Annotated in this window: 21 protein-coding genes; 12 read left to right on the forward strand and 9 right to left on the reverse strand. The window is 64.1% G+C overall.

Features of this window, described 5'->3' with window-relative positions; translation table 11 throughout:
* Positions 1-158 precede the first annotated feature (158 nt).
* On the forward strand, positions 159-587 hold the full coding sequence (locus FJV80_RS25030; protein WP_142877732.1) for a GNAT family N-acetyltransferase: 429 nt from the start codon (positions 159-161) through the stop codon (positions 585-587).
* A gap of 36 nt (positions 588-623) precedes the next feature.
* On the opposite strand, the gene zapE is transcribed toward FJV80_RS25030, so the two are convergent.
* Positions 624-1,838, reverse strand: coding sequence for a cell division protein ZapE (gene zapE, locus FJV80_RS25035; RefSeq protein WP_095788936.1), 1,215 nt, complete (start codon positions 1,836-1,838; stop codon positions 624-626).
* A gap of 188 nt (positions 1,839-2,026) precedes the next feature.
* Entirely contained in the window at positions 2,027-2,566 is a 540-nt protein-coding gene (locus FJV80_RS25040; protein WP_095774807.1) for an AprI/Inh family metalloprotease inhibitor, read from the reverse strand.
* Positions 2,567-2,801: 235 nt separating this feature from the next.
* Between FJV80_RS25040 and FJV80_RS25045 the strand changes: the two genes are divergently transcribed.
* The 9 genes from FJV80_RS25045 to FJV80_RS25085 all read left to right on the forward strand — a co-directional run bounded on the left by FJV80_RS25045 (position 2,802) and on the right by FJV80_RS25085 (position 10,989).
* On the forward strand, positions 2,802-3,854 hold the full coding sequence (locus FJV80_RS25045) for an MBL fold metallo-hydrolase (protein ID WP_185975263.1): 1,053 nt from the start codon (positions 2,802-2,804) through the stop codon (positions 3,852-3,854).
* Positions 3,855-3,925: 71 nt separating this feature from the next.
* Positions 3,926-4,492, forward strand: coding sequence for a hypothetical protein (locus FJV80_RS25050; RefSeq protein WP_179295980.1), 567 nt, complete (start codon positions 3,926-3,928; stop codon positions 4,490-4,492).
* Between the two features lie 181 nt (positions 4,493-4,673).
* Complete coding sequence (locus FJV80_RS25055) at positions 4,674-4,835, forward strand: DUF1328 family protein (RefSeq protein WP_095774809.1); 162 nt, start codon at positions 4,674-4,676, stop codon at positions 4,833-4,835.
* A gap of 99 nt (positions 4,836-4,934) precedes the next feature.
* Positions 4,935-5,819, forward strand: coding sequence for a diaminopimelate epimerase (gene dapF / locus FJV80_RS25060; protein WP_142877734.1), 885 nt, complete (start codon positions 4,935-4,937; stop codon positions 5,817-5,819).
* Complete coding sequence (gene mtaB / locus FJV80_RS25065; RefSeq protein ID WP_185975264.1) at positions 5,819-7,159, forward strand: tRNA (N(6)-L-threonylcarbamoyladenosine(37)-C(2))-methylthiotransferase MtaB; 1,341 nt, start codon at positions 5,819-5,821, stop codon at positions 7,157-7,159. Before dapF ends, mtaB begins: the two co-directional genes overlap by 1 nt.
* Before the next feature lie 12 nt (positions 7,160-7,171).
* Positions 7,172-9,055 carry a signal recognition particle-docking protein FtsY gene (gene ftsY, locus FJV80_RS25070; RefSeq protein ID WP_142877735.1) on the forward strand — a complete coding sequence of 628 codons (1,884 nt, stop codon included), beginning with the start codon at positions 7,172-7,174 and terminating at the stop codon, positions 9,053-9,055.
* Between the two features lie 45 nt (positions 9,056-9,100).
* Complete coding sequence (locus tag FJV80_RS25075; RefSeq protein ID WP_095774812.1) at positions 9,101-9,775, forward strand: septation protein A; 675 nt, start codon at positions 9,101-9,103, stop codon at positions 9,773-9,775.
* A 24-nt stretch (positions 9,776-9,799) separates the two neighbouring features.
* Positions 9,800-10,420, forward strand: coding sequence for a pyridoxamine 5'-phosphate oxidase family protein (locus FJV80_RS25080; RefSeq protein WP_142877736.1), 621 nt, complete (start codon positions 9,800-9,802; stop codon positions 10,418-10,420).
* 38 nt (positions 10,421-10,458) lie between these two features.
* Positions 10,459-10,989, forward strand: coding sequence for an NADPH-dependent FMN reductase (locus FJV80_RS25085; RefSeq protein WP_142877737.1), 531 nt, complete (start codon positions 10,459-10,461; stop codon positions 10,987-10,989).
* Positions 10,990-11,197: 208 nt separating this feature from the next.
* Here FJV80_RS25085 and FJV80_RS25090 read toward each other — a convergent pair whose 3' ends face one another.
* Both FJV80_RS25090 and FJV80_RS25095 read right to left on the reverse strand, forming a co-directional pair.
* Positions 11,198-11,404 (reverse strand): 4-oxalocrotonate tautomerase family protein, encoded by a 207-nt coding sequence (locus tag FJV80_RS25090; protein ID WP_095788943.1) that lies wholly within the window; start codon positions 11,402-11,404, stop codon positions 11,198-11,200.
* 179 nt (positions 11,405-11,583) lie between these two features.
* Complete coding sequence (locus FJV80_RS25095) at positions 11,584-12,504, reverse strand: SMP-30/gluconolactonase/LRE family protein (RefSeq protein ID WP_142877738.1); 921 nt, start codon at positions 12,502-12,504, stop codon at positions 11,584-11,586.
* A 292-nt stretch (positions 12,505-12,796) separates the two neighbouring features.
* Here FJV80_RS25095 and FJV80_RS25100 point away from each other — a divergent pair, with 292 nt between their 5' ends.
* A complete protein-coding gene (locus FJV80_RS25100; RefSeq protein ID WP_019862058.1) occupies positions 12,797-12,964 on the forward strand; it encodes a hypothetical protein in 168 nt (55 codons plus the stop codon).
* 227 nt (positions 12,965-13,191) lie between these two features.
* Here FJV80_RS25100 and FJV80_RS25105 read toward each other — a convergent pair whose 3' ends face one another.
* The 4 genes from FJV80_RS25105 to ccmA form a co-directional block, all read right to left on the reverse strand.
* Entirely contained in the window at positions 13,192-13,770 is a 579-nt protein-coding gene (locus FJV80_RS25105; RefSeq protein ID WP_142877739.1) for a DsbE family thiol:disulfide interchange protein, read from the reverse strand.
* Entirely contained in the window at positions 13,767-13,940 is a 174-nt protein-coding gene (gene ccmD, locus FJV80_RS25110) for a heme exporter protein CcmD (RefSeq protein ID WP_095774817.1), read from the reverse strand. Before ccmD ends, FJV80_RS25105 begins: the two co-directional genes overlap by 4 nt.
* A 161-nt stretch (positions 13,941-14,101) precedes the next feature.
* Positions 14,102-14,767, reverse strand: coding sequence for a heme exporter protein CcmB (gene ccmB, locus FJV80_RS25115; protein ID WP_095774818.1), 666 nt, complete (start codon positions 14,765-14,767; stop codon positions 14,102-14,104).
* Between the two features lie 208 nt (positions 14,768-14,975).
* The gene (gene ccmA, locus FJV80_RS25125; RefSeq protein WP_095788947.1) at positions 14,976-15,584 is read right to left on the reverse strand and encodes a heme ABC exporter ATP-binding protein CcmA; all 609 of its coding nucleotides are present in this window, start codon (positions 15,582-15,584) and stop codon (positions 14,976-14,978) included.
* Between the two features lie 285 nt (positions 15,585-15,869).
* Between ccmA and acnA the strand changes: the two genes are divergently transcribed.
* Positions 15,870-18,560 carry an aconitate hydratase AcnA gene (gene acnA, locus FJV80_RS25130; RefSeq protein WP_142877741.1) on the forward strand — a complete coding sequence of 897 codons (2,691 nt, stop codon included), beginning with the start codon at positions 15,870-15,872 and terminating at the stop codon, positions 18,558-18,560.
* A 77-nt stretch (positions 18,561-18,637) separates the two neighbouring features.
* Here the strand turns inward: acnA and FJV80_RS25135 are convergent, their stop codons facing one another.
* Positions 18,638-19,306, reverse strand: a complete 669-nt coding sequence (locus tag FJV80_RS25135; RefSeq protein WP_142877742.1) for a ceramidase domain-containing protein — start codon at positions 19,304-19,306, stop codon at positions 18,638-18,640.
* Between the last annotated feature and the right edge of the window lie 79 nt (positions 19,307-19,385).

Here is a 19,385-nt window from a genome sequence, read left to right on the forward strand (position 1 = left end):
GAATGCTGAGGAAACCCGCGAGATTTCGCCGCACCCAATAGCCTCCGGGCGAGATAAATTCAAACGATTATTTTGGAGTGAACATTTTCAATCGGTTAGATGGGTTGGGATTTACGTAAACGTCAAAGTTTGTAAGCCGACTTGGAGAAATCTACACAATGAGTATGGAGATCGTAAGGCTTGAAGCCGGCGATGACACCCTTGTGATGCGGATCGCCGAGGATGTGTTCGACGAGCCTGTCAGGCCGGACCGGTTGGCAGCCTATCTCAACCAACCCGGCCATTTCATGGTCGTGGCCCTCGCCAATGGCGTGGTCGTCGGGCAATGCGCCGCCGTCATCCACCGCCATCCCGACAAAGTTGCGGAACTTTATATAGATGAAGTCGGCGTATCGCCCGAATTCCAGCGCCAGGGGATCGCGCGCAGAATGCTCGACGCGATGTTCGCGATCGGCAGGGAGAGTGGCTGCGAGGAGGCCTGGGTCGGCACCGAACCCGACAATCTTCCGGCCCGCGCGCTTTATGAATCGCGCAAGGAGCCGCATGGGGAAGCGGAGAGTTTCGTCATGTATCCGTACAGGCTTTAGCGGCCGGGGTCTTCGCCCTGCTTTGCGTTCCTCTGCCTAGGGCGACGAAGGCAGGGCCTGAGCCAGCGGCACATCCGGCGCCGCCTTCACCTTCCGCCGCTCCGCCCAGTCCTCCAGCCAGTCACGGCTTTGCATCTCGATCAGGCGTGAAGCGGTGCGTTCGAACTCGAACACCTCGACGCCGCGTTTTGCCACATAAAGCTCTTGTGGCGGCGCATCGGCGCTCACCACCAGCCGCACATGATGATCGTAGAGCGTGTCGATCAACAGGATGAAGCGCTTGGCCTCGTTGCGCTTGCCTTCGCCCAGCACCGGGACGTGGTCGATGAAGACGGTCGAGAAACGTCCTGCGATCGCCAGGAAATCGCGCGCGCCGAGCGGTTTTTCGCAGAGATCGGCGAAGGAAAACCGCGCCGCGTCGCCGGCGGCGGCCGGCACCGGAACCTGGCGGCCCTTCAGCGTCAACGAGGTCGCGGCTGTCGGCGCGCCGCGCGTCATCGTCCGCCAGGCCTCGTCGAGCGTCCGGTCGGCCGCCGCATCGGCCGGCGTGACATAGACCGGCGTGCGGGCGAGCTTCTCGAGCCGGTAATCCTTGTCGGTGTCGAGCGACAGCACCTGCGCGTGCCGCTCCAGAATGCCGATGAACGGCAGGAACAGCTGGCGGTTCAGCCCATCGCGGTAAAGATTTTGCGGCGCCACGTTCGAGGTGGCGATCAGCACGACGCCGTTGGCGAACAGCGCCGAAAACAGCCTGGACAGGATCATCGCGTCGGCGATGTCGGTGACCGAGAATTCGTCGAAGCACAGCACCCAGGCCTGCTCGGCCAAGGCTTTTGCCACCGGCGGGATCGGATCGTCTTCTTTGACGTCGCCATTCTTGCGCGCCTGGCGGTGCTTCTGGATGCGGTCCTGCACATCGGCCATGAAGTCGTTGAAATGGACGCGGCGCTTGCGCCGGACCGGCAGCAGCTCGAAGAACATGTCCATCAGCATGGTCTTGCCGCGGCCGACGCCGCCATGGATGTAGAGGCCTTTGACCGCCTCATGCGTCTCGCGCTTGCGGGCAAACAGCCAGCCCAGCGCGCTGGACTTGTGCGCCAGCCGCTTGGCCGAGATCTCGTCGGTCAGCCGGTCGAGCGCGGCGGCGATCCGCTCCTGCGCAGGATCGCGTCCGATCGCGCCGGTTTCCACCAGGTGGTCGTAGCGCTGCCTGACGGTCGCATGGGTCTGGAGGCCGTCACGCAGATGCATCGGTCACGTCGTTTGTTCAGAGCAGGAATGCTCCAAGGAAACTAGGTGTGTCGAGATTCAGGTCAGGCCGAACCGAGAATGGCGGCTTTCGAGAACCGGAGCGGAGCGTACTTAAAGTACGTGAGCACCGGAAGCGCAGAAAACCGCCGTTCGCAGGCCGGCATCACCTGAATATCGGCATACCTGGCTTACCTTGTAAGCGAAATCGGTTGACCGTTGGAAGTCTGGCCGTCGAATTTCGAGCCGCCCGAAGAATAGAGCCGCGCCAGCGACCCGCCATTCTCATCGTAAAGCGTCAACTGCTTGCCGGCGACGTTCCACGACTTGATGCCGTCGATCGGGGCCGGGCAATGCAGCGGCCCGGCGCGGAAGCCGGCGCCGAACTTGGTCTGCGGCGTCGCGATCTTGCAGCTCTGCCCGGAAACGCTGGCATTCCAGACGCCGGCGACGGCTGCCGCGCTGAGATCCGCGGCCCCGGCGGGCGCCTGGCCGTCCGGCGGCAAGGACGCCACCTGCGTGTTCCCCGGAGCGGTCGGGAACTTCGACGGGTCGGTGGTGCCGGGCGAGGCCGGCGGCGGCAGCTGATTGGAGGTCACCTGGCCGGCCGGCGCCGGCTGCAGTGGCGCCGGTTGCTGGTCGTCCATCGACGAGAAGCGCGAGGTCGAGCAACCGCTCGCAACGAGCGCCGCCAGCGATACGGCCACAAGACCGCTTTTCGAAAAATTCATTACAACCTCCGTCGGATCCGGCTGGGGGGAAGCCGTCCGCGCAATATCACCCTCCACCAAGATGGAGAAGGTGGCGAAATTTCAACCCGATATGGTTAAAATAGGGTTTGCGGCAAGATTGTTGCAAATTTATCGCAATCTCGACCTGCCAAGTCCGGTCGTCGCTTAAGTCCGTGGAGTTCGGCCGCGACCACGCATTCGCCTGCAAATGCTTGCGCCAACCGCCGCAACGCCTATGTCTAGGAGCCGAACCCCGCTGGAGCATACCTTGGCCGCCAGAAAGAAAGCCGCCAACCGCTATTACAGCGGTCCGCCCAGCGACCATTTCGATGGCACCTTGTTCTTCAATCCCGGCGGCCGGATGCCCGGCCGCTTCACCGATCTCATGAAATGGCAGCTCAACGGCCAGCGTGCGAAATGGCCGGCAACCAGCCCGAGCCCCTTTCCGCTGGCGAGGCCGGCCGCGATGGTCGAAGGCACCGACCTTACTGTAACCATGGTCGGCCATTCGACCTTGCTCATCCAGACGGCCTGGCTGAACATCCTCACCGACCCGGTCTGGTCGCAACGCACCTCGCCGTTTTCCTTCGCCGGGCCAAAACGCGTCAATGCGCCAGGCATCGCCTTCGACGATCTGCCGTCGATCGACCTCGTGCTGGTAAGCCACAACCATTATGACCATCTCGACCTCGTCACGCTGAAGCGGCTGAAGGAAAGAGACGATCCGCTGGTGGTGACGCCGCTCGGCAATGATGTGCTGATCGGCGAGGTGGTTCCCGGCATACGGCTGGCGGCGCATGACTGGGGCGACAGGGTCGACATCGGCGACCGCACCGCCGTCCACATCGAGCCGGCGCATCACTGGTCGGCGCGCGGCGCCCGCGACCGGCGCATGGCACTGTGGGCCGGCTTCGTCATCGAGACGCCGGGCGGCAAACTCTATTTCGCCGGCGATACCGGCTTCCATGACGGCATCAACTACCGGCTGATGGCGGACAAACATGGCGGCTTCCGCTTCGCCATTCTGCCGATCGGCGCCTATGAGCCACGCTGGTTCATGGCGCCGCAGCACCAGAACCCGCAGGAAGCGGTGCAAGGCATGAAGCTGTGCAAGGCCGCCTTCGCCGCCGGCTGCCACTGGGGCACATTCCAGCTCACCGACGAACCGATGGACGAGCCCGTCCGCAAACTGGCCGAGGCCCTTGAGGCCGAGGGCCTGCCGCCGGAGCGCTTTCGCGCCTTGCAACCCGGCGAGGTCTGGAACGTGCCGGAGATCGAGCACGGTTGAAGTCTGCATTGGCCATTTACGGCACGATCATTTTCGCCGATGGTCCGCCCAGCAGAAAAAGGGGAATGCAGATGAAATCCATGCTTGCAGCGCTGATGGTGCTGGCAATCTCGGTGCCGGCGGCTTTCGCGGGCGAAATCACGGATCGCGCCGCTGAGGCCGAAAAGGCGCTGCAGGCAGGCGACGGAGCCGGCGCGCTGGAGAAATTCCGCGGCGCCGAGGAGGCCTTGTGGCAAGCGATGCCGCTCGCCGTGCAGAATGTCAAACAGGTCGATTCGGCCGGCGGCTTCGGCATCTACAGCGAGCGTGCCAATCAGATCTACAAGCCAGGCGAGAAGGTCGTGCTCTATATGGAACCGGTCGGCTACGGCTATGGCTCGGACGGCCTCGGCAACAGCCAGATCGCGCTTTCCGTCGACCTTACCGTGCTTTCCGACTCGGGCGAAGCTCTGGGCACCTTCGAGAAAATCGGCAGCGTTCAGGTCGCTTCCCGCTCGCACAACCGCGAACTCTTCTTCAAGCTCGACCTGTCGCTCGATGGACTGCCGCCCGGCAAATATAAATGCAACTTCCTCATGCATGACCAGAATTCGACCAAGACGGCGCCGTTCAGCACCGATATCGAGATCGCCGGCTAATGCATGTCGCCCAAAAGTGACCTCGGTTTTGGGAGAACGACATGCATAAAGCAGAGACCTAAAGCGCGTCGCACGACGCGCTTTAGATTCCACTGACATCGCCTCGCAAACCGCGGGAACCCAGACACGACAGCCGCGTTCTTAATGCGGTTACAAATCTGTCGGTTTGCGAGGCATTCCCATGATCAGATGGATCATCATCCTGCTCATCATCGCCGCCGCGGCGAGCCTGCTCGGCATGCCGGCGCTGGCTGGAGCCGCCGCCACAGGCGCGCGCATCCTCATCGGCATCGTTCTCATCATCTTCCTGCTGGTGGTGCTAGGCATCTTTGCCGTGACTTAATCCCGGCCTCTTCGCCGTGACTGAACACGCCTGCGCACTGGTAATTCCCGCCCGTTTCCGCCATATAGCGCCAAACGGACAACGGAATTTCGCGGAGCAATGGCAAGCACTGCCCCTTTCGCCAAGATGAACGGCATCGGCAACGAGATCATCGTCGCCGATATGCGCGGCCGTGCCGATCGGGTGACGGCGGCCGCCGCCCTTGCGCTGAACGCCGATGCCGCGACCCGCTTCGACCAGATCATGGCGATCCATGACGCGAAGACGCCCGGCACCGCCTACTATGTCGACATCCTGAATTCCGACGGCACCAGTGCGCAGGCCTGCGGCAACGGCATGCGTTGCGTCGTCCAGGCGCTCGCCGCCGAGACCGGGCAAAAGACCTTCACCTTCGAGACCCGCGCCGGCATTCTCAACGCCAGGGAACATGCCGACGGCACGATCTCGGTCGACATGGGCATGCCGCGTTTCGGCTGGCAGGAGATTCCGCTGGCCGAGGAGTTCCGCGACACCCGCATGATCGAATTGCAGATCGGCCCGATCGACAAGCCGGTGCTGCATTCGCCCTCCGCCGTGTCGATGGGCAATCCGCACGCCATCTTCTGGGTCGACCGCGATGTCTGGTCCTATGAGCTCGAACGTTTCGGCCCGCTGCTCGAAAACCACCCGATCTTTCCCGAGCGCGCCAACATCACCATTGCACAGGTGACCTCGCCCGAGAGCATGATCATCCGCACCTGGGAACGCGGCGCCGGCCTGACCAAGGCCTGCGGCTCCGCCGCCTGCGCATCGGTGGTGGCCGCGGCCCGCACCAGGCGCACCGGCCGCAGCGTCAGCCTTTTGACGCCCGGCGGCGGCACGCTGCATGTCGAATGGCGCAAAGACGACCACGTCATCCTGACCGGTGCCGCCGAGTGGGAATTTTCCGGCAGCTTCGACCCCTCGACCGGCACCTGGGCCCGCGACACCGAAAGCGCGGCCTGATGTCGGTTGCTCTGTCCAGGAGCCCGGACTTCGACGGCTCCCTTTCCGAGGCCCCCAGCCGCATTGACGTGGTTACCTTCGGCTGCCGGTTGAACACCTATGAATCCGAGGTGATGCGGCGCGAGGCCGAAAGCGCCGGTCTCGGCGCGCTGCAGGGCGGCGCGGTGATCTTCAACACCTGCGCCGTCACCGGCGAGGCGGTGCGCCAGGCCAAACAGGCGATCCGCAAGGCGCGCCGCGACAACCCCGCGGCGCGCATCATCGTCACCGGCTGCGCTGCCCAGACCGAGCCTGAAAAATTCGCCGCCATGGACGAGGTCGATCTCGTGCTTGGCAATGAGGAGAAGTTGAAGGCGCATTCCTACCGTGCGCTGCCGGATTTCGGCGTCAACGACACCGAGAAGGCCCGCGTCAACGACATCTTCTCGGTGCGCGAGACCGCCGGCCACATGGTCGACGCCATAGAGGGCCGGGCGCGCGCTTTCGTGCAGGTGCAGAATGGCTGCGACCACCGCTGCACTTTCTGCATCATTCCCTACGGTCGCGGCAATTCCCGCTCGGTGCCGATGGGCGCCGTGGTCGAGCAGGTCAAGCGGCTGGCCGGCAATGGTTATGCCGAGATCGTGCTGACCGGCGTCGACATGACCAGCTTCGGCGCCGATCTGCCGGGCGCGCCCAAGCTCGGCAAACTTGTGAAGACCATTTTGAAGCAGGTCCCCGACGTGAAGCGTCTGCGGCTATCCTCGATCGATTCGATCGAGGCCGACGACGATTTGCTCGATGCCATCGCCACCGAACCCAGGCTGATGCCGCATCTGCATCTGTCGCTGCAATCGGGCGACGACATGATCCTGAAGCGCATGAAGCGAAGGCATCTGCGCGACCAGTCGATCCGTTTCTGCGAGGATGTGCGCAAATTGCGCCCTGCGATCGTCTTCGGCGCCGACATCATCGCCGGCTTCCCGACCGAGACCGACGCCATGTTCGAGAACTCGATAAAAATCGTCGAGGAATGTGGCCTGACCCATCTCCATGTCTTCCCGTTTTCACCGCGCGACGGCACGCCCGCCGCGCGCATGCCGCAGGTTCGCCGCGAGATGGTCAAGCAGCGCGCCGCCCAGCTGCGCGCCGCCGGCGAGGCCGCCTATCGGCGCCATCTGTCCTCGCTGGTCGGAACCCGCCAGTCGATCCTGATCGAGCGCGATGGCCTCGGCCGCACCGAAGGATTTACCCTCGCCGCACTCGGCACCGGCGCGCCGGGCGAGATCGTCGAAGCGACAATTACTGGCCACGATGGCGCCCGGCTCAACGCAGTGCCGCTTGCCGCACGCGCCGCCTGAGAAACGCAAAGCATGGCTGGTTTTTTCAAGAAGATATTTTCGTTCGGCAAGAAAGAGGTTGTCGAGGAGCGTGTTGACGAGACCGCCCCGCTGCCCCCGATCAAATGGGACCAGCTCGATGCGCTGAAGCCGGCGGCCGATCAGGTCGTTCCGGAATTTCTGAAGCGCGAGGAGCTGGAGCCGGCGCCCCACTCTCCCCTCGATGGGGAGGGTCGCCACGAAGTGGCGGAGAGGGGTGATGACGCCCGCGCCAGTCACCCCCAAGCTCCGCTTGGGACCTCCCCCATCGAGGCGCAGGTAAAGCCGGCACCTCAGCCCGCACCTGAAGAACCGGCACCCGAGACCGCGCCGACCATCCCGCCCACGCCGGAGCCGACGGTTCCCGCCGAGCCGGAACCCCTGCCGCAGCCCGCGCCGCAAGAGGAACCGGTACCCGCGCCAGAGCCCCCGGAGCCGCCGGCGCCCGAGGAAATTCCGCTTCCCCCCGCCGCTCCGGAGCCCGTCCCCGAACCGCAGCCGCAGGAAGTCCCTGCTCCGGCACCTGCCGAGCCGGAGATTGTGCCGCCGCGCCCGGAAAGGCCGCCCGAACCGGCACCGATCGAAGTGCCGGTCCCGCCTGCCGAGATCCCGGCCGAGACACCCGCTCCCGTTGAAGTGCCGCCACCGGCTGCCGAAGCTACGCCAGCGCCCCACCCTCCCCTCGATGGGGAGGGTCGCCACGCAGTGGCGGGGCGGGGGCGGGGTGATGGCGCCAACGCCAGCGCCAGTCACCCCCGAGCCGCGCCCGGGACCTCCCCCATCGAGGGGGAGGTAAGGCGCACGCCCGTCGAGACGCAGCCCGTCATTGCCGAGATCACGCCCGAGCCGCAGCCAGTCCCACAGCCGAAGCCTGAACCGAAACCCGCTCCCGGCAAGGTGACCGTCACCAAAAAGGTCGAGCAGAAGGCCGAGCCGGTCAAGGCGCCGGAGCCGGCACCGCGGCGCTCCTGGTTCCAGCGCATGCGGGACGGACTTGCCCGTTCCTCGCGCGAACTCACCGGCAACATCGCCGGCGTCTTCACCAAGCGCAAGCTGGACGAGGACACGCTGCAGGACCTGGAAGATGTGCTGATCCGCGCCGATCTCGGCATGGAAACGGCGCTTCGTATCACCGACGCGCTGGCCGCCAGCCGCTACGGCAAGGACGTCTCCGATACCGATGTCCGCACCGTCATGGCGGCCGAGGTGGAGAAGGTGCTGTCCCCTGTCGCCCGGCCGCTGGAACTCGATCTCTCACACAAGCCGCATGTCATCCTGGTGGTCGGCGTCAACGGCACCGGCAAGACCACCACCATCGGCAAACTGGCGGCGAAACTGACCGATGGCGGCCTGTCGGTGATGCTCGCCGCCGGCGACACGTTCCGCGCCGCCGCGATCGAGCAATTGAAGATCTGGGGTGAGCGGACGAAATCGCCCGTCATCGCCTCCAAGCTCGGGGCAGATGCGGCCGGCCTTGCCTATGACGCTTTCGAGAAGGCCAAGGAGGCCGGCTCCGACGTGCTGATCATCGACACCGCCGGCCGGCTGCAGAACAAGACCGAGCTGATGGCGGAGCTGGAAAAGATCGTGCGCGTGCTGGGCAAGCTCGATCCGGAAGCGCCGCACACCGTGCTGCAGACGGTCGACGCCACCACCGGCCAGAACGCGCTCAACCAGGTCGAGATCTTCCGCAACATCGCCGGCGTCAACGGCCTGGTGATGACCAAGCTGGACGGCACGGCGCGCGGCGGTATTCTGGTGGCGATCGCGGCAAAGCACAAACTGCCGGTCTATTTCATCGGCGTCGGCGAACAGGTCGACGACCTCGAACCTTTCTCCGCAAGCGAATTCGCCAGGGCGATCGCTGGAGTGGCGTAACGGCATGATCCCGTTTCAACGGGATCGTGCGTAAGAAGGAAGATCATGAACCCACCCATTCTCGAACGCGATCCGTCCGACCCGCAGAAGGAGAAGAAGGAAGGCGTCAATCCCGTGCTCAAGCTGGCGCTGGAGCTAGGACCGCTGCTGGTCTTCTTCTTCGCCAATGCGCGCGGCGAGTGGCTGGTACAGAAATTCCCTGTTTTGGCCGAATTCGGCGGCCCGATCTTCGTCGCCACCGGCCTGTTCATGGCCGCCACGGCCATCGCGCTGATCGCCTCATGGCTGCTGACGCGCACCTTGCCGATCATGCCCATGGTCTCGGGCGTCGTGGTCTTCATCTTCGGCGCGCTGACGCTCTATCTGCAGGACGACATCTTCATCAAGATGAAGCCGACCATCGTCAACACGCTGTTCGGCGGCGTGCTGCTCGGCGGCCTCTACTTCGGCAGGTCGCTGCTTGGCTATGTCTTCGATTCGGCCTTCAGGCTCGATGCCGAAGGCTGGCGCAAGCTCACCTTCCGCTGGGGCCTGTTCTTCCTGTTCCTGGCCATCGTCAATGAAGTGGTGTGGCGCAATTTTTCCACCGATGCCTGGGTTACCTTCAAGGTCTGGGGCATCATGCCGATCACGCTTCTGTTCACCTTCAGCCAGATGCCGCTGATCCTGCGCCATTCGCTGGACGATAAAGAAGGCGGGGAAGAAAAGGCCGGCAAGTAGCGCCCTGCAAACAGGGGGAGAGCCATGGAATTCGTCACCACGCGTGAAGAGCTGCGGACGATCTACAAGACGCCGCGCCCGACCGACGGCTCGATCCGCAAGGAGCTGAAGGCACTCGACGGCCACTGCCGCTCCTTCATCGGCAAAAGCCCCTTCGTGCTGATCGGCTCGTCCGACGGCCAAGGCAATGCCGACGTGACGCCGAAGGGCGACAAGCCCGGCTTCGCCGCCATTCTCGACGACAGGACCATCGCCATCCCCGACCGACCCGGCAACAACCGGCTGGACACGCTGGAGAACATCCTGCGCAATCCCTCGATCGGCCTGCTCTTCCTGATCCCCGGCATGAACGAGACGCTGCGCGTCAATGGCGATGCCCGCATCACCGTCGATGCCGGTTTGCGCGAGCGCCTCGCCGTCGATGGCAAGGAGCCGCAAAGCGTCATCGTGGTCACGGTCAAGGCCGCCTACATGCATTGCGCCAAGGCCTTCATGCGCTCCGATCTGTGGAAGCCCGACACCTGGTACGACCGCGCCACGCTGCCGACGCTCGGCCAGATCCTGCGCGACCAGCTGGTGGTTGCCGATTCGGCCGAGGCGACCGACCGCTGGCTCGACGAGGAATACAAGCAGACGATGTGGTAGTTTTCCCGACGCGATTCGCGCCGAACCGGTCCCACCCTGTGCTGAACCTCCTCGCCATCTCCGGCAGCCTGCGTGCCGCCTCCACCAATTCGGCCCTGGTCGCGGCACTGGCGCGCAATGCGCCCGCAGGCTGCCAGGTCACAATCTATGACGGGCTCGGCCGTCTGCCGATCTTCAATCCCGATGACGAGGGCGAGCGCACGCCGCACGAAGCGGCCAAGCTGATCGACGCCGTCACCGGCGCCGATGGCGTCATCGTCTCCTGTCCCGAATATGCCCATGGCGTGCCGGGCGGGCTGAAGAACGCGCTCGACTGGCTGGTCTCGCGCGACGCCGCCGTCGCCAAGCCCGCCATGCCAGTGCACGCCTCGCCGCGCTCGCTGTTCGCCCGTGCCGCTTTGGCCGAGATCATGCGGACGATGTCCTTCGCGCTTTATGAGGATGGGCTGGAAATTGCCCTGCTGGGGAAGAAGCCGCCGGAGGTGGAGGCCCTTTTGGCTGAGCCGGGAAACGTGCTGGGGATGCGCAATGCGCTGTCTGCTTTCGCGGATTTCATCGCCTCGCGTTGAGCGGCACTGTCTTTCCCTTCTCCCCCTGTGCGAGAAGGTGGATCGGCGCGCAGCGCCGAGACGGATGAGGGGTGTTCCAGCGGAGTGAGGCTTGAAAAGATCGAAGGATTCTAAGCGCTTACTTTTACAAAGTCGCGATCCTTCCAACACCCCTCATCCGACCTCGCTTCGCGAGGCCACCTTCTCCCACAAGGGGAGAAGGCAAGACCTACCGCTTCCGCAATGTCTCCACATCGGTCTTGCCGACATACCAGTCGCGGGCGTTGACCTCTTCGAAAACCACCCAGACATCGTCATTGCCAAGCCCGGTGGCTTCCATGATGGCCGCCGTGACTTTCTTGGCGATGTCAGCCTTCTTGCCTGCCGGATCGGCGGCGATCACTTCCTTGACGATGCGGATGTTGACGAATGGCATGACGCCCTCCCCTTCAAATAACTAACGCCGCTGAGAGGCCGTTTCGAAATTCGCTCTGGCGAGACATATGATGGTGGTTTCGAGAACCGGAGCGCAGCGGACATTTGGGTCCGTGAGCACCGGAAGCGCAGAAAACGCCTTCAGATGGCCGCCAGGGTAGAATTTCCAAACGGTCTCGCTCAAAAAGTCTTGGCTCCGTTCACCATCAGCCGCACCGAATAGAGCGAGGTGGTGCCGGCGATGTAGAGGCAGTTCAGCTTGGCGCCGCCGAACACGCAATTGGCGGTCACCTCCGGCACCTTGACCTTGCCGATCAGCGTGCCGTCGGGATCGTAGCAATGGATGCCGTCCTCGGCGCTGGTCCAGATGCGTCCGTCGGCGTCGAGCCGGAAGCCGTCGAACAGGCCGGCGGTGCAGTCGGCGAAGACCTTGCCGCCGGAAACCTTCTTGCCGTGCTTGCCGACGTTGAACACCCGCATATGCGCCGGATTCTCAGCGCCATGCGTGCGGCCGGTGTCGACGACATAGAGCAGGCTTTCGTCCAGCGAGAAGGCGAGCCCGTTGGGCCGCACCATGTCGGTGATGACGGCCTCGATCTCGCCGCTGTCGGGGTCGACCCGATAGACGTAGCAGGCGCCGATCTCGCTCTCGGCCTTGTCGCCTTCATAGTCGGTGTCGATGCCGTAGCTTGGGTCGGTGAACCAGATCGAGCCGTCGGACTTCACCACCACGTCGTTGGGCGAGTTCAGCCGCTTGCCCTTCCATTTGGCGGCAATGGTGGTGACCGAGCCGTCATACTCCGTGCGGCTGACGCGGCGGCCCGAATGCTCGCAGGTGACCAGCCGGCCCTGCCGGTCGACGGTGTTGCCGTTGGAATTGCCCGAAGGCTGGCGGAAGACGCTGACGCTGCCGTCGGTCTCGTCATAGCGCAGCATGCGGTTGTTCGGGATGTCGGACCAGACGACGTAGCGCCCGGCGGCGAACCAGGCCGGTCCTTCCGCCCAGCGGCATCCGGTGAACAGCTTCTCCACCTGCGCATTGCCGTTGAACAGCCGCGCGAAGCGCGGATCGAGAATTTCGTAATAGTCTGCGGCCGCCATGCATTTCCTCCCGGCATCACGTGATGCCGGATCAAGCCAGCCCGCGATCGATCTGGCAAGACGCGGCCTCAGCAATTTGTATGACAAAACGGAGAGCAACCCGCCGCCCAGGCGGTTCCAGCCCCGATCATCCAACCAGGACGCGTTAGGACCCGATTAACCGGCTATGCGCTGCGTGCAATGGTGCATTGCAACATCTTCTTTTTGCAACGCACCAATCCTATGTCATGTTCCGTATTGACCAAGGGAGGAAGAAACCGCCGCCAGAATGCGGCACAGAAGGACCCTTGCTATGATCTTCAACGATCTCATGACCCGCGCTCGCAACAACATCGCCAAGCGCAAGCACTACAACCGCCTCGTCGCCGAAATCGACAGCTTCTCCAGCCGCGATCTGGCCGACATGCGCGCCGACCGCTCGGAAATGCTCTACCAGATCCACAAGCAGATCTACGGCTGAGTATTCGGTCGACCTATCACGTTCGTCATGCTTGGGCGTAGCGACGCGAAGCGGAGCAAAGAGCCAAGGATTCATGCCGTGATCTTCGAGCGCCGCAGCGGTGCGGAATATCTGTCTACCGCTATACGCGGCTATTCTGATCCGAATCCTTGACCAACGTCCCGGCATGGATTCCAGGGTCTGCGCCGCGTGGCTTCGCTCTAGAATGACGAAGCGAGAGAACGCCGTCAGTTCGGTGCGGCCAATGCCTTGTCGATCTGCGGCAGCAACAGATCCCGCGCCGCTTCCGCCGTCAGCGGGCCGACATGCTTGTAGGCAATTCTGCCGTCCTTGCCGATGACGAAGGTTTCCGGCACGCCGTAGACGCCCCAGTCGATCGCCGTGCGGCCGGCTTCGTCGACGCCGATGGCTTGGAACGGATTGCCGAGATCGCCGAGGAACCGGCGGGCATTTTCCGGCCGGTCCTTGTAGTTCAGCGCCGCCATGGTGAACCGCTTGTCCTGCGACAGCGCCAGAAGCACCGGGTGCTCTTCGCGGCACGGTGCGCACCATGACGCGAACACGTTGACCAGCGTGACCTTGCCGGCGAACGCCCTGGAATCGAGGCCCGGCAGGTTTGACCCCTCCAGCGCCGGCAGATTGGTCTGCGGCGCCGGCAGCCCGATCAGCGCCGAGGGCACTTCCGAGACATCGCGTCCCGACAACAGCTGCCACAGAAACAGGCCCGCAAGGCCGAGGAAGACCAGCAGCGGCAACAGGACGAACAGGCGGCGGCCTCGCGTCGGTGTTTCGGTCTCGCCGCTCACGACTTCTCCGCCTCCGCCTTGTCGGAACGCCGCCGCACGCCGGCTGCTTCCAGCTCGGCAAGATCGCGCTTGCGCCCCTTTTGATCGAGCAGGATCCAGCCGATCAGCCCGGCCAGAGCAACCGCCGTGATGCCATAGGCGGCCGTGACATAGAGGGCGTGCGCACTCATGCCTGCCGCTCCATCGGCGTGCCTCTTTCCAGCCGTCTGCCTCGTTCGATCATGCTTTCCCTTAGCGACATGCCCATGGCTGCGCAACGCGCCATGGTTTCAAACATACGTGGCCGCCGCGCCGCCGCCCTTGATGTCGCGCAAACCATGCCGACCCTCGCTCAATCGGTTCCGTGGCGCAGCGCCAGCGCTGCCGAGGCCGGCCCCAGCACACCAAGAAACAGCGTCAGCGCGGCAAGAATGAGGAAGGGCTGCAGGAAAGGATCGGGATCGGCCGTCGCGCCATAGCTCGCCGAAACGCCGAAGATCAGCACCGGAATGGTCAGCGGCAGCACCAGCACCGAGATCAGAAGCCCGCCGCGCGGCAGCGCCACCGCCACGGCGGCACCAGCGGCGCCAATGAAGGTGATGGCCGGCGTGCCGACCAGCAGCGTCAGCGCCGTCGCGCCGATGCCGAGCGGCTCCATGTTCATGAACAGGCCGAGCAAGGGGGCGGCGACGACCAGCGGCAGAACGCTGCCCGCCCAATGCGCCAGGCATTTCACCAGCACCGTCAGCGCCAGCATGTTCCGGTCGTTGCCGAGCACCAGCAGATCGAGCGAGCCGTCCTCGCGGTCGGCCTGGAACAGCCGGTCGAGCCCGAGCAGGCAGGCGAGCAGCGCGCCGATCCACAGGATCGCCGGGCCGATGCGGGAAAGCAGCTTCAGGTCCGGCCCGACGCCGAACGGGATGGTGGCGATGACGGCAAGGAAGAAGATGACGCCGGTCAACGCCCCGCCGCCGGCGCGGATGTTGAGGCGGATGTCGCGGGCGAAGAGGGACCACATTACGATGTGGTCCTTTGTTGAGGTTGGCGTTCTGTCACGCCCCCCTCTGGCCTGCCGGCCATCCTCCCCACGAGGGGGGAGATTGGCAGCTTCGGCGCCTCGCTTGTCTTTGCGACGGAGGGGATTGGCGAAAGCCTGGGCGCCATCCGATCTCCCCCCGCGTGGGGGAGATGTCCGGCAGGACAGAGGGGGGCGCCTCGCACCGCCATCAACCGGCTTCCCCCATCCTCAATTCCTTAGCCCCATCCAATCCCAGCGGCAAATGCGTCGCCGCGACGATCATCCCACCAGCCATGCAATGCTTCATCATCAGCCCCGCGAACCGCGCCTCCGACGCCTTGTCCAGTCCCGCCGTCGGCTCGTCGAGCAGCCACAGCGGCCGGTGGCTGACCAAAAGCTTGGCGATCGCGGCGCGTCGCCGCTGCCCGGTCGAGAGATAGCCGAACGGCAGATGGCCGATGCCGCCGAGCCCGACCGTCTCCAGCGCCTCTTCGACGCCCGAATCGCCACTTCCATTGAAATCGCGCCAGAAGCGCAGGTTTTCGACGACGCTGAGCGCCGTCTTCATCGCGTTCTGGTGTCCGAGATAATGGCAGGCCGAAGCGATCGACGGAAAGTCATCGCCGCCGTTCTCGAGCAGCAGCCGGCCTTCGGCCTTCGGCAGCAGCCCGGCGATGATCCGGAGCAAGGTCGATTTGCCCGATCCGTTCGGCCCGGTGACGACCAGCGCCTGACCCTGATCGAGCGCAAAGCCGATGCCGGAAAAAACCGCCTCGCCGCCGCGTTCGCCGCCCAGATTTTCGGCGATAAGCCGCATCCCTCGCCTGCCCCGAAAACAATGTTCCGCGGTCGCTGCCGCATCGCACAAATTTGCTTTTTGACTGTCTAGAACTATTCCAGAAAATTCTCTATATGCGGTGCATCCGTGCCAGCGGTCGGCGCGGGAACAGAATTAGCGCCGAACCAGCGCACGCGCCGCCTTGAACGGCTCGGGTTGCTTGGGAACGGACAGCGGAAATGGCCGTACCCGCACCTTTGCGCGTGATTGCATGCCATCGGCGTCCGTTCCCTTTCAGGCTGAACAGACAAGGACGGATCGCACGTGTCAAAATCCCTCGATAGTTTCAATTGCCGCCGCACGCTGAAAGCGGGCGATGCGGAATATGTCTATTTCGACCTCGTCGAGGCCGAGAAGAACGGCCTCACCGGCATCGCCCAGCTGCCCTATTCGATGAAGGTGCTGCTGGAGAACCTCTTGCGCAACGAGGACGGCCGCTCCGTCACCAAGGACTCGATCCAGGCGGTGGCCGGCTGGCTGACCGACAAGGGCACCGCCGGCGTCGAGATCGCCTACCGCCCGGCCCGCGTCTTGATGCAGGATTTCACCGGCGTTCCGGCCGTGGTCGACCTTGCCGCCATGCGCGACGCCATGGCCTCACTCGGCGGCGACCCCCAGAAGATCAACCCGCTGGTCCCGGTCGACCTCGTCATCGATCATTCCGTCATCGTCGACGAGTTCGGCACGCCGCTGGCCTTCGCCCGCAATGTCGAGCTCGAATATGAGCGCAACGAGGAACGCTACAAGTTCCTGAAATGGGGCCAGCAGGCGTTCCGCAACTTCCGCGTCGTGCCGCCCGGCACCGGCATCTGCCACCAGGTCAACCTCGAATATCTCGGCCAGGTCGTGTGGACCAACACCGAGGACGGCGAAACCACAGCCTATCCCGACACCTGCGTCGGCACCGATTCGCACACCACCATGATCAACGGCCTTGGCGTTCTCGGCTGGGGCGTCGGCGGCATCGAGGCCGAGGCGGCCATGCTCGGCCAGCCGGTCTCCATGCTCTTGCCCGAAGTGATCGGATTCCGCCTCACCGGCAAGCTGAAAGAAGGTGTCACCGCCACCGACCTGGTGCTGACCGTCACCCAGATGCTGCGCAAGAAGGGCGTCGTTGGCAAGTTCGTCGAGTTCTTCGGCCCGGGCCTCTCCAACATGACGCTCGCCGACCGTGCCACCATCGGCAACATGGCGCCCGAATATGGCGCCACCTGCGGCTTCTTCCCGGTCGATAGCGAAACCATCCGCTATTTGACCATGTCCGGCCGCGAGGAAAGCCGCATCGCGCTGGTCGAGGCCTATTCCAGAGCGCAAGGCATGTGGCGCGAAGCGGGCTCCGACGACCCGGTCTTCACCGACCTGCTCGAGCTCGACCTCGGCGACGTCGTGCCGTCCATGGCCGGCCCCAAGCGCCCCGAAGGCCGTGTCCCGCTGGAAGGCATCCCGGCCGGCTTCGCCAAGGCGATGGAGACCGAATACAAGAAGGCGGCGGAGATTTCCAAGCGCTACGCCGTCGAAGGCACCGACCATGATCTCGGCCATGGCGACGTCGTCATCGCCGCCATCACGTCGTGCACCAACACCTCGAACCCGAGCGTGCTGATCGGCGCCGGCCTTCTGGCCCGCAACGCCAACCGCCTCGGTCTCAAGCAGAAGCCGTGGGTGAAGACCTCGCTCGCCCCCGGCAGCCAGGTGGTCGCCGAATATCTGGAGAAGTCAGGCCTGCAGAAGGAGCTCGACCAGATCGGCTTCAACCTGGTCGGCTTCGGCTGCACCACCTGCATCGGCAATTCCGGCCCGCTGCCTGGGCCGATCTCCAAGACCATCAACGACAAAGGTCTGATTGCTGCCGCGGTCTTGTCCGGCAACCGCAACTTCGAAGGCCGCGTCTCGCCCGACGTGCAGGCCAACTACCTGGCGTCGCCGCCTCTGGTCGTGGCGCATGCGCTGGCCGGCACCGTCACCAAGGACCTCACCACCGAACCGCTCGGCGAGGACAAGAACGGCAATCCGGTCTACCTCAAGGACATCTGGCCGAGCTCGGCCGAGATCCAGGAGTTCATCGAGAAGAACGTCACCCGCGAGCTGTTCGCCCGCAAATATGCCGACGTCTTCAAGGGCGACGAGCACTGGCAGAAGGTGCAGGCGCCGGAAGGCCAGACCTATGCCTGGGACGACAACTCGACCTATGTGCAGAACCCGCCCTATTTCGCCGGCATGACATCCGGTTTCGGCAAGATCGGCGACATCAAGGGCGCTCGCGTGCTCGGCCTGTTCGGCGACAAGATCACCACAGACCATATCTCGCCGGCGGGTTCGATCAAGGCCGCCTCCCCGGCCGGCAAGTATCTCACCGACCATGGCGTCGGCGTCGCCGATTTCAACCAGTACGGCACGCGGCGCGGCAATCATGAGGTGATGATGCGCGGCACCTTCGCCAACATCCGCATCCGCAACCACATGCTGGGCGAGAACGGCCGCGAGGGCGGCTACACCATCCACTACCCGTCGAAGGAAGAGGAATCGATCTACGACGCGGCGATGGAGTACAAGAAGGAAGGCGTGCCGCTGGTCATCTTCGCCGGCGTTGAATACGGCAACGGCTCGTCGCGCGACTGGGCGGCCAAGGGCACCAACCTGCTCGGCGTCCGCGCCGTCATCGCCCAGTCCTTCGAGCGCATCCATCGCTCGAACCTGGTCGGCATGGGGGTCATCCCCTTCGTCTTCGAGGAAGGCACGTCCTGGGCCTCGCTCAACCTCAAGGGCGACGAACTGGTCGAGATCGATGGCCTGAGCACCATCAAGCCGCGCCAGACGATGAACGCCAAGATCACCTATGGCGACGGCACGGTGAAGAACGTGCCGATCGTCTGCCGCATCGATACGCTGGACGAGCTCGACTACTTCAAGAACGGCGGCATCTTGCAGTACGTGCTGCGCGATCTGGCTGCATAAGGCAGCAACGAAATGGGGCTTAGGCAGTAGGGAATAAGGCCCCTACTGCCTACTGCCTACTGCCTACTGCCTACTGCCTACTGCCTTTCGGCGCCCCCAAACCGCGCCACCGCCGCCAGCAGCACCCCCAGCATCAGCCCGTTGAGGATGTGCCACAAGAAATGCGTGCCGAGCGGAAAGCTGGCGCAGACCATCGGGTCGATCATCCGGCAGAAGGCGGACACCACGAAGATCGCCGACCCCGCCAGATTGTACCAGCCGGCCCGGTTGCCGCTTGCCGTCACCCAGATGCCGAAGAAGGCCAGCGCCAGGAACGGCGGCAGATAGCTCGTCGTGCCGTTCGATGCCAGGCGCAGCCAGTCCGGCACGGCGAAACTTATCGCGCCGGCCACCGCATGGAAGACGACCAAGACCACCATCGCCTTGCCCCATTCCATTCCGAGGAAGCGGCGCAGATTGAACAGCGTATAGGCGAGGGTGAAGCCGGCAATCGGCAGGATATCGGCCCAGATCGTGCCCCTGGTGGCAAAGGTATGGAAGATCGTCGAGCCGATGCCGATCGCCACCACCCACCAGGCCAGTACCGCGGCGAAAGTGCCGGCCTCGCATCGGCGTACTTCCCGCACACCCCATAATCCCGCGGCAATGAAGGCAAGGTTGGTCAAAGCATTGCCGGGCTCGGCCCAAAGTCCAGGCCCGGTCCGCTCGCAATAGAGATCGGCAGGGATCAGGAGAGTTTGCCACATGATGATGATGCCAGCCCTCGATCGAACCGCGTCGTGAAATGCAGGGTCCCTCCTATTGCGGCCTTAGCTGCGGCTGCAA

Origin of the sequence: Mesorhizobium sp. WSM4310, assembly GCF_007003935.1 — a bacterium.
In the GTDB taxonomy this organism is placed as follows: domain Bacteria; phylum Pseudomonadota; class Alphaproteobacteria; order Rhizobiales; family Rhizobiaceae; genus Mesorhizobium.

Excerpts from the sequence above, each read along its gene's own strand:
- ccmB (WP_095774818.1), bottom strand. The coding sequence starts at position 14,767 with ATGTGGTCCCTCTTCGCCCGCGACATCCGCCTCAACATCCGCGCCGGC.
- zapE (WP_095788936.1), bottom strand. The coding sequence starts at position 1,838 with ATGCATCTGCGTGACGGCCTCCAGACCCATGCGACCGTCAGGCAGCGC.
- FJV80_RS25100 (WP_019862058.1), top strand. The coding sequence starts at position 12,797 with ATGATCTTCAACGATCTCATGACCCGCGCTCGCAACAACATCGCCAAG.
- FJV80_RS25050 (WP_179295980.1), top strand. The coding sequence starts at position 3,926 with ATGAAATCCATGCTTGCAGCGCTGATGGTGCTGGCAATCTCGGTGCCG.
- FJV80_RS25080 (WP_142877736.1), top strand. The coding sequence starts at position 9,800 with ATGGAATTCGTCACCACGCGTGAAGAGCTGCGGACGATCTACAAGACG.
- ftsY (WP_142877735.1), top strand. The coding sequence starts at position 7,172 with ATGGCTGGTTTTTTCAAGAAGATATTTTCGTTCGGCAAGAAAGAGGTT.
- FJV80_RS25040 (WP_095774807.1), bottom strand. The coding sequence starts at position 2,566 with ATGAATTTTTCGAAAAGCGGTCTTGTGGCCGTATCGCTGGCGGCGCTC.
- dapF (WP_142877734.1), top strand. The coding sequence starts at position 4,935 with ATGGCAAGCACTGCCCCTTTCGCCAAGATGAACGGCATCGGCAACGAG.
- FJV80_RS25075 (WP_095774812.1), top strand. The coding sequence starts at position 9,101 with ATGAACCCACCCATTCTCGAACGCGATCCGTCCGACCCGCAGAAGGAG.
- mtaB (WP_185975264.1), top strand. The coding sequence starts at position 5,819 with ATGTCGGTTGCTCTGTCCAGGAGCCCGGACTTCGACGGCTCCCTTTCC.
- FJV80_RS25045 (WP_185975263.1), top strand. The coding sequence starts at position 2,802 with ATGTCTAGGAGCCGAACCCCGCTGGAGCATACCTTGGCCGCCAGAAAG.
- ccmD (WP_095774817.1), bottom strand. The coding sequence starts at position 13,940 with ATGAGTGCGCACGCCCTCTATGTCACGGCCGCCTATGGCATCACGGCG.
- FJV80_RS25055 (WP_095774809.1), top strand. The coding sequence starts at position 4,674 with ATGATCAGATGGATCATCATCCTGCTCATCATCGCCGCCGCGGCGAGC.
- FJV80_RS25090 (WP_095788943.1), bottom strand. The coding sequence starts at position 11,404 with ATGCCATTCGTCAACATCCGCATCGTCAAGGAAGTGATCGCCGCCGAT.
- FJV80_RS25095 (WP_142877738.1), bottom strand. The coding sequence starts at position 12,504 with ATGGCGGCCGCAGACTATTACGAAATTCTCGATCCGCGCTTCGCGCGG.
- FJV80_RS25030 (WP_142877732.1), top strand. The coding sequence starts at position 159 with ATGAGTATGGAGATCGTAAGGCTTGAAGCCGGCGATGACACCCTTGTG.
- ccmA (WP_095788947.1), bottom strand. The coding sequence starts at position 15,584 with ATGCGGCTTATCGCCGAAAATCTGGGCGGCGAACGCGGCGGCGAGGCG.
- FJV80_RS25135 (WP_142877742.1), bottom strand. The coding sequence starts at position 19,306 with ATGTGGCAAACTCTCCTGATCCCTGCCGATCTCTATTGCGAGCGGACC.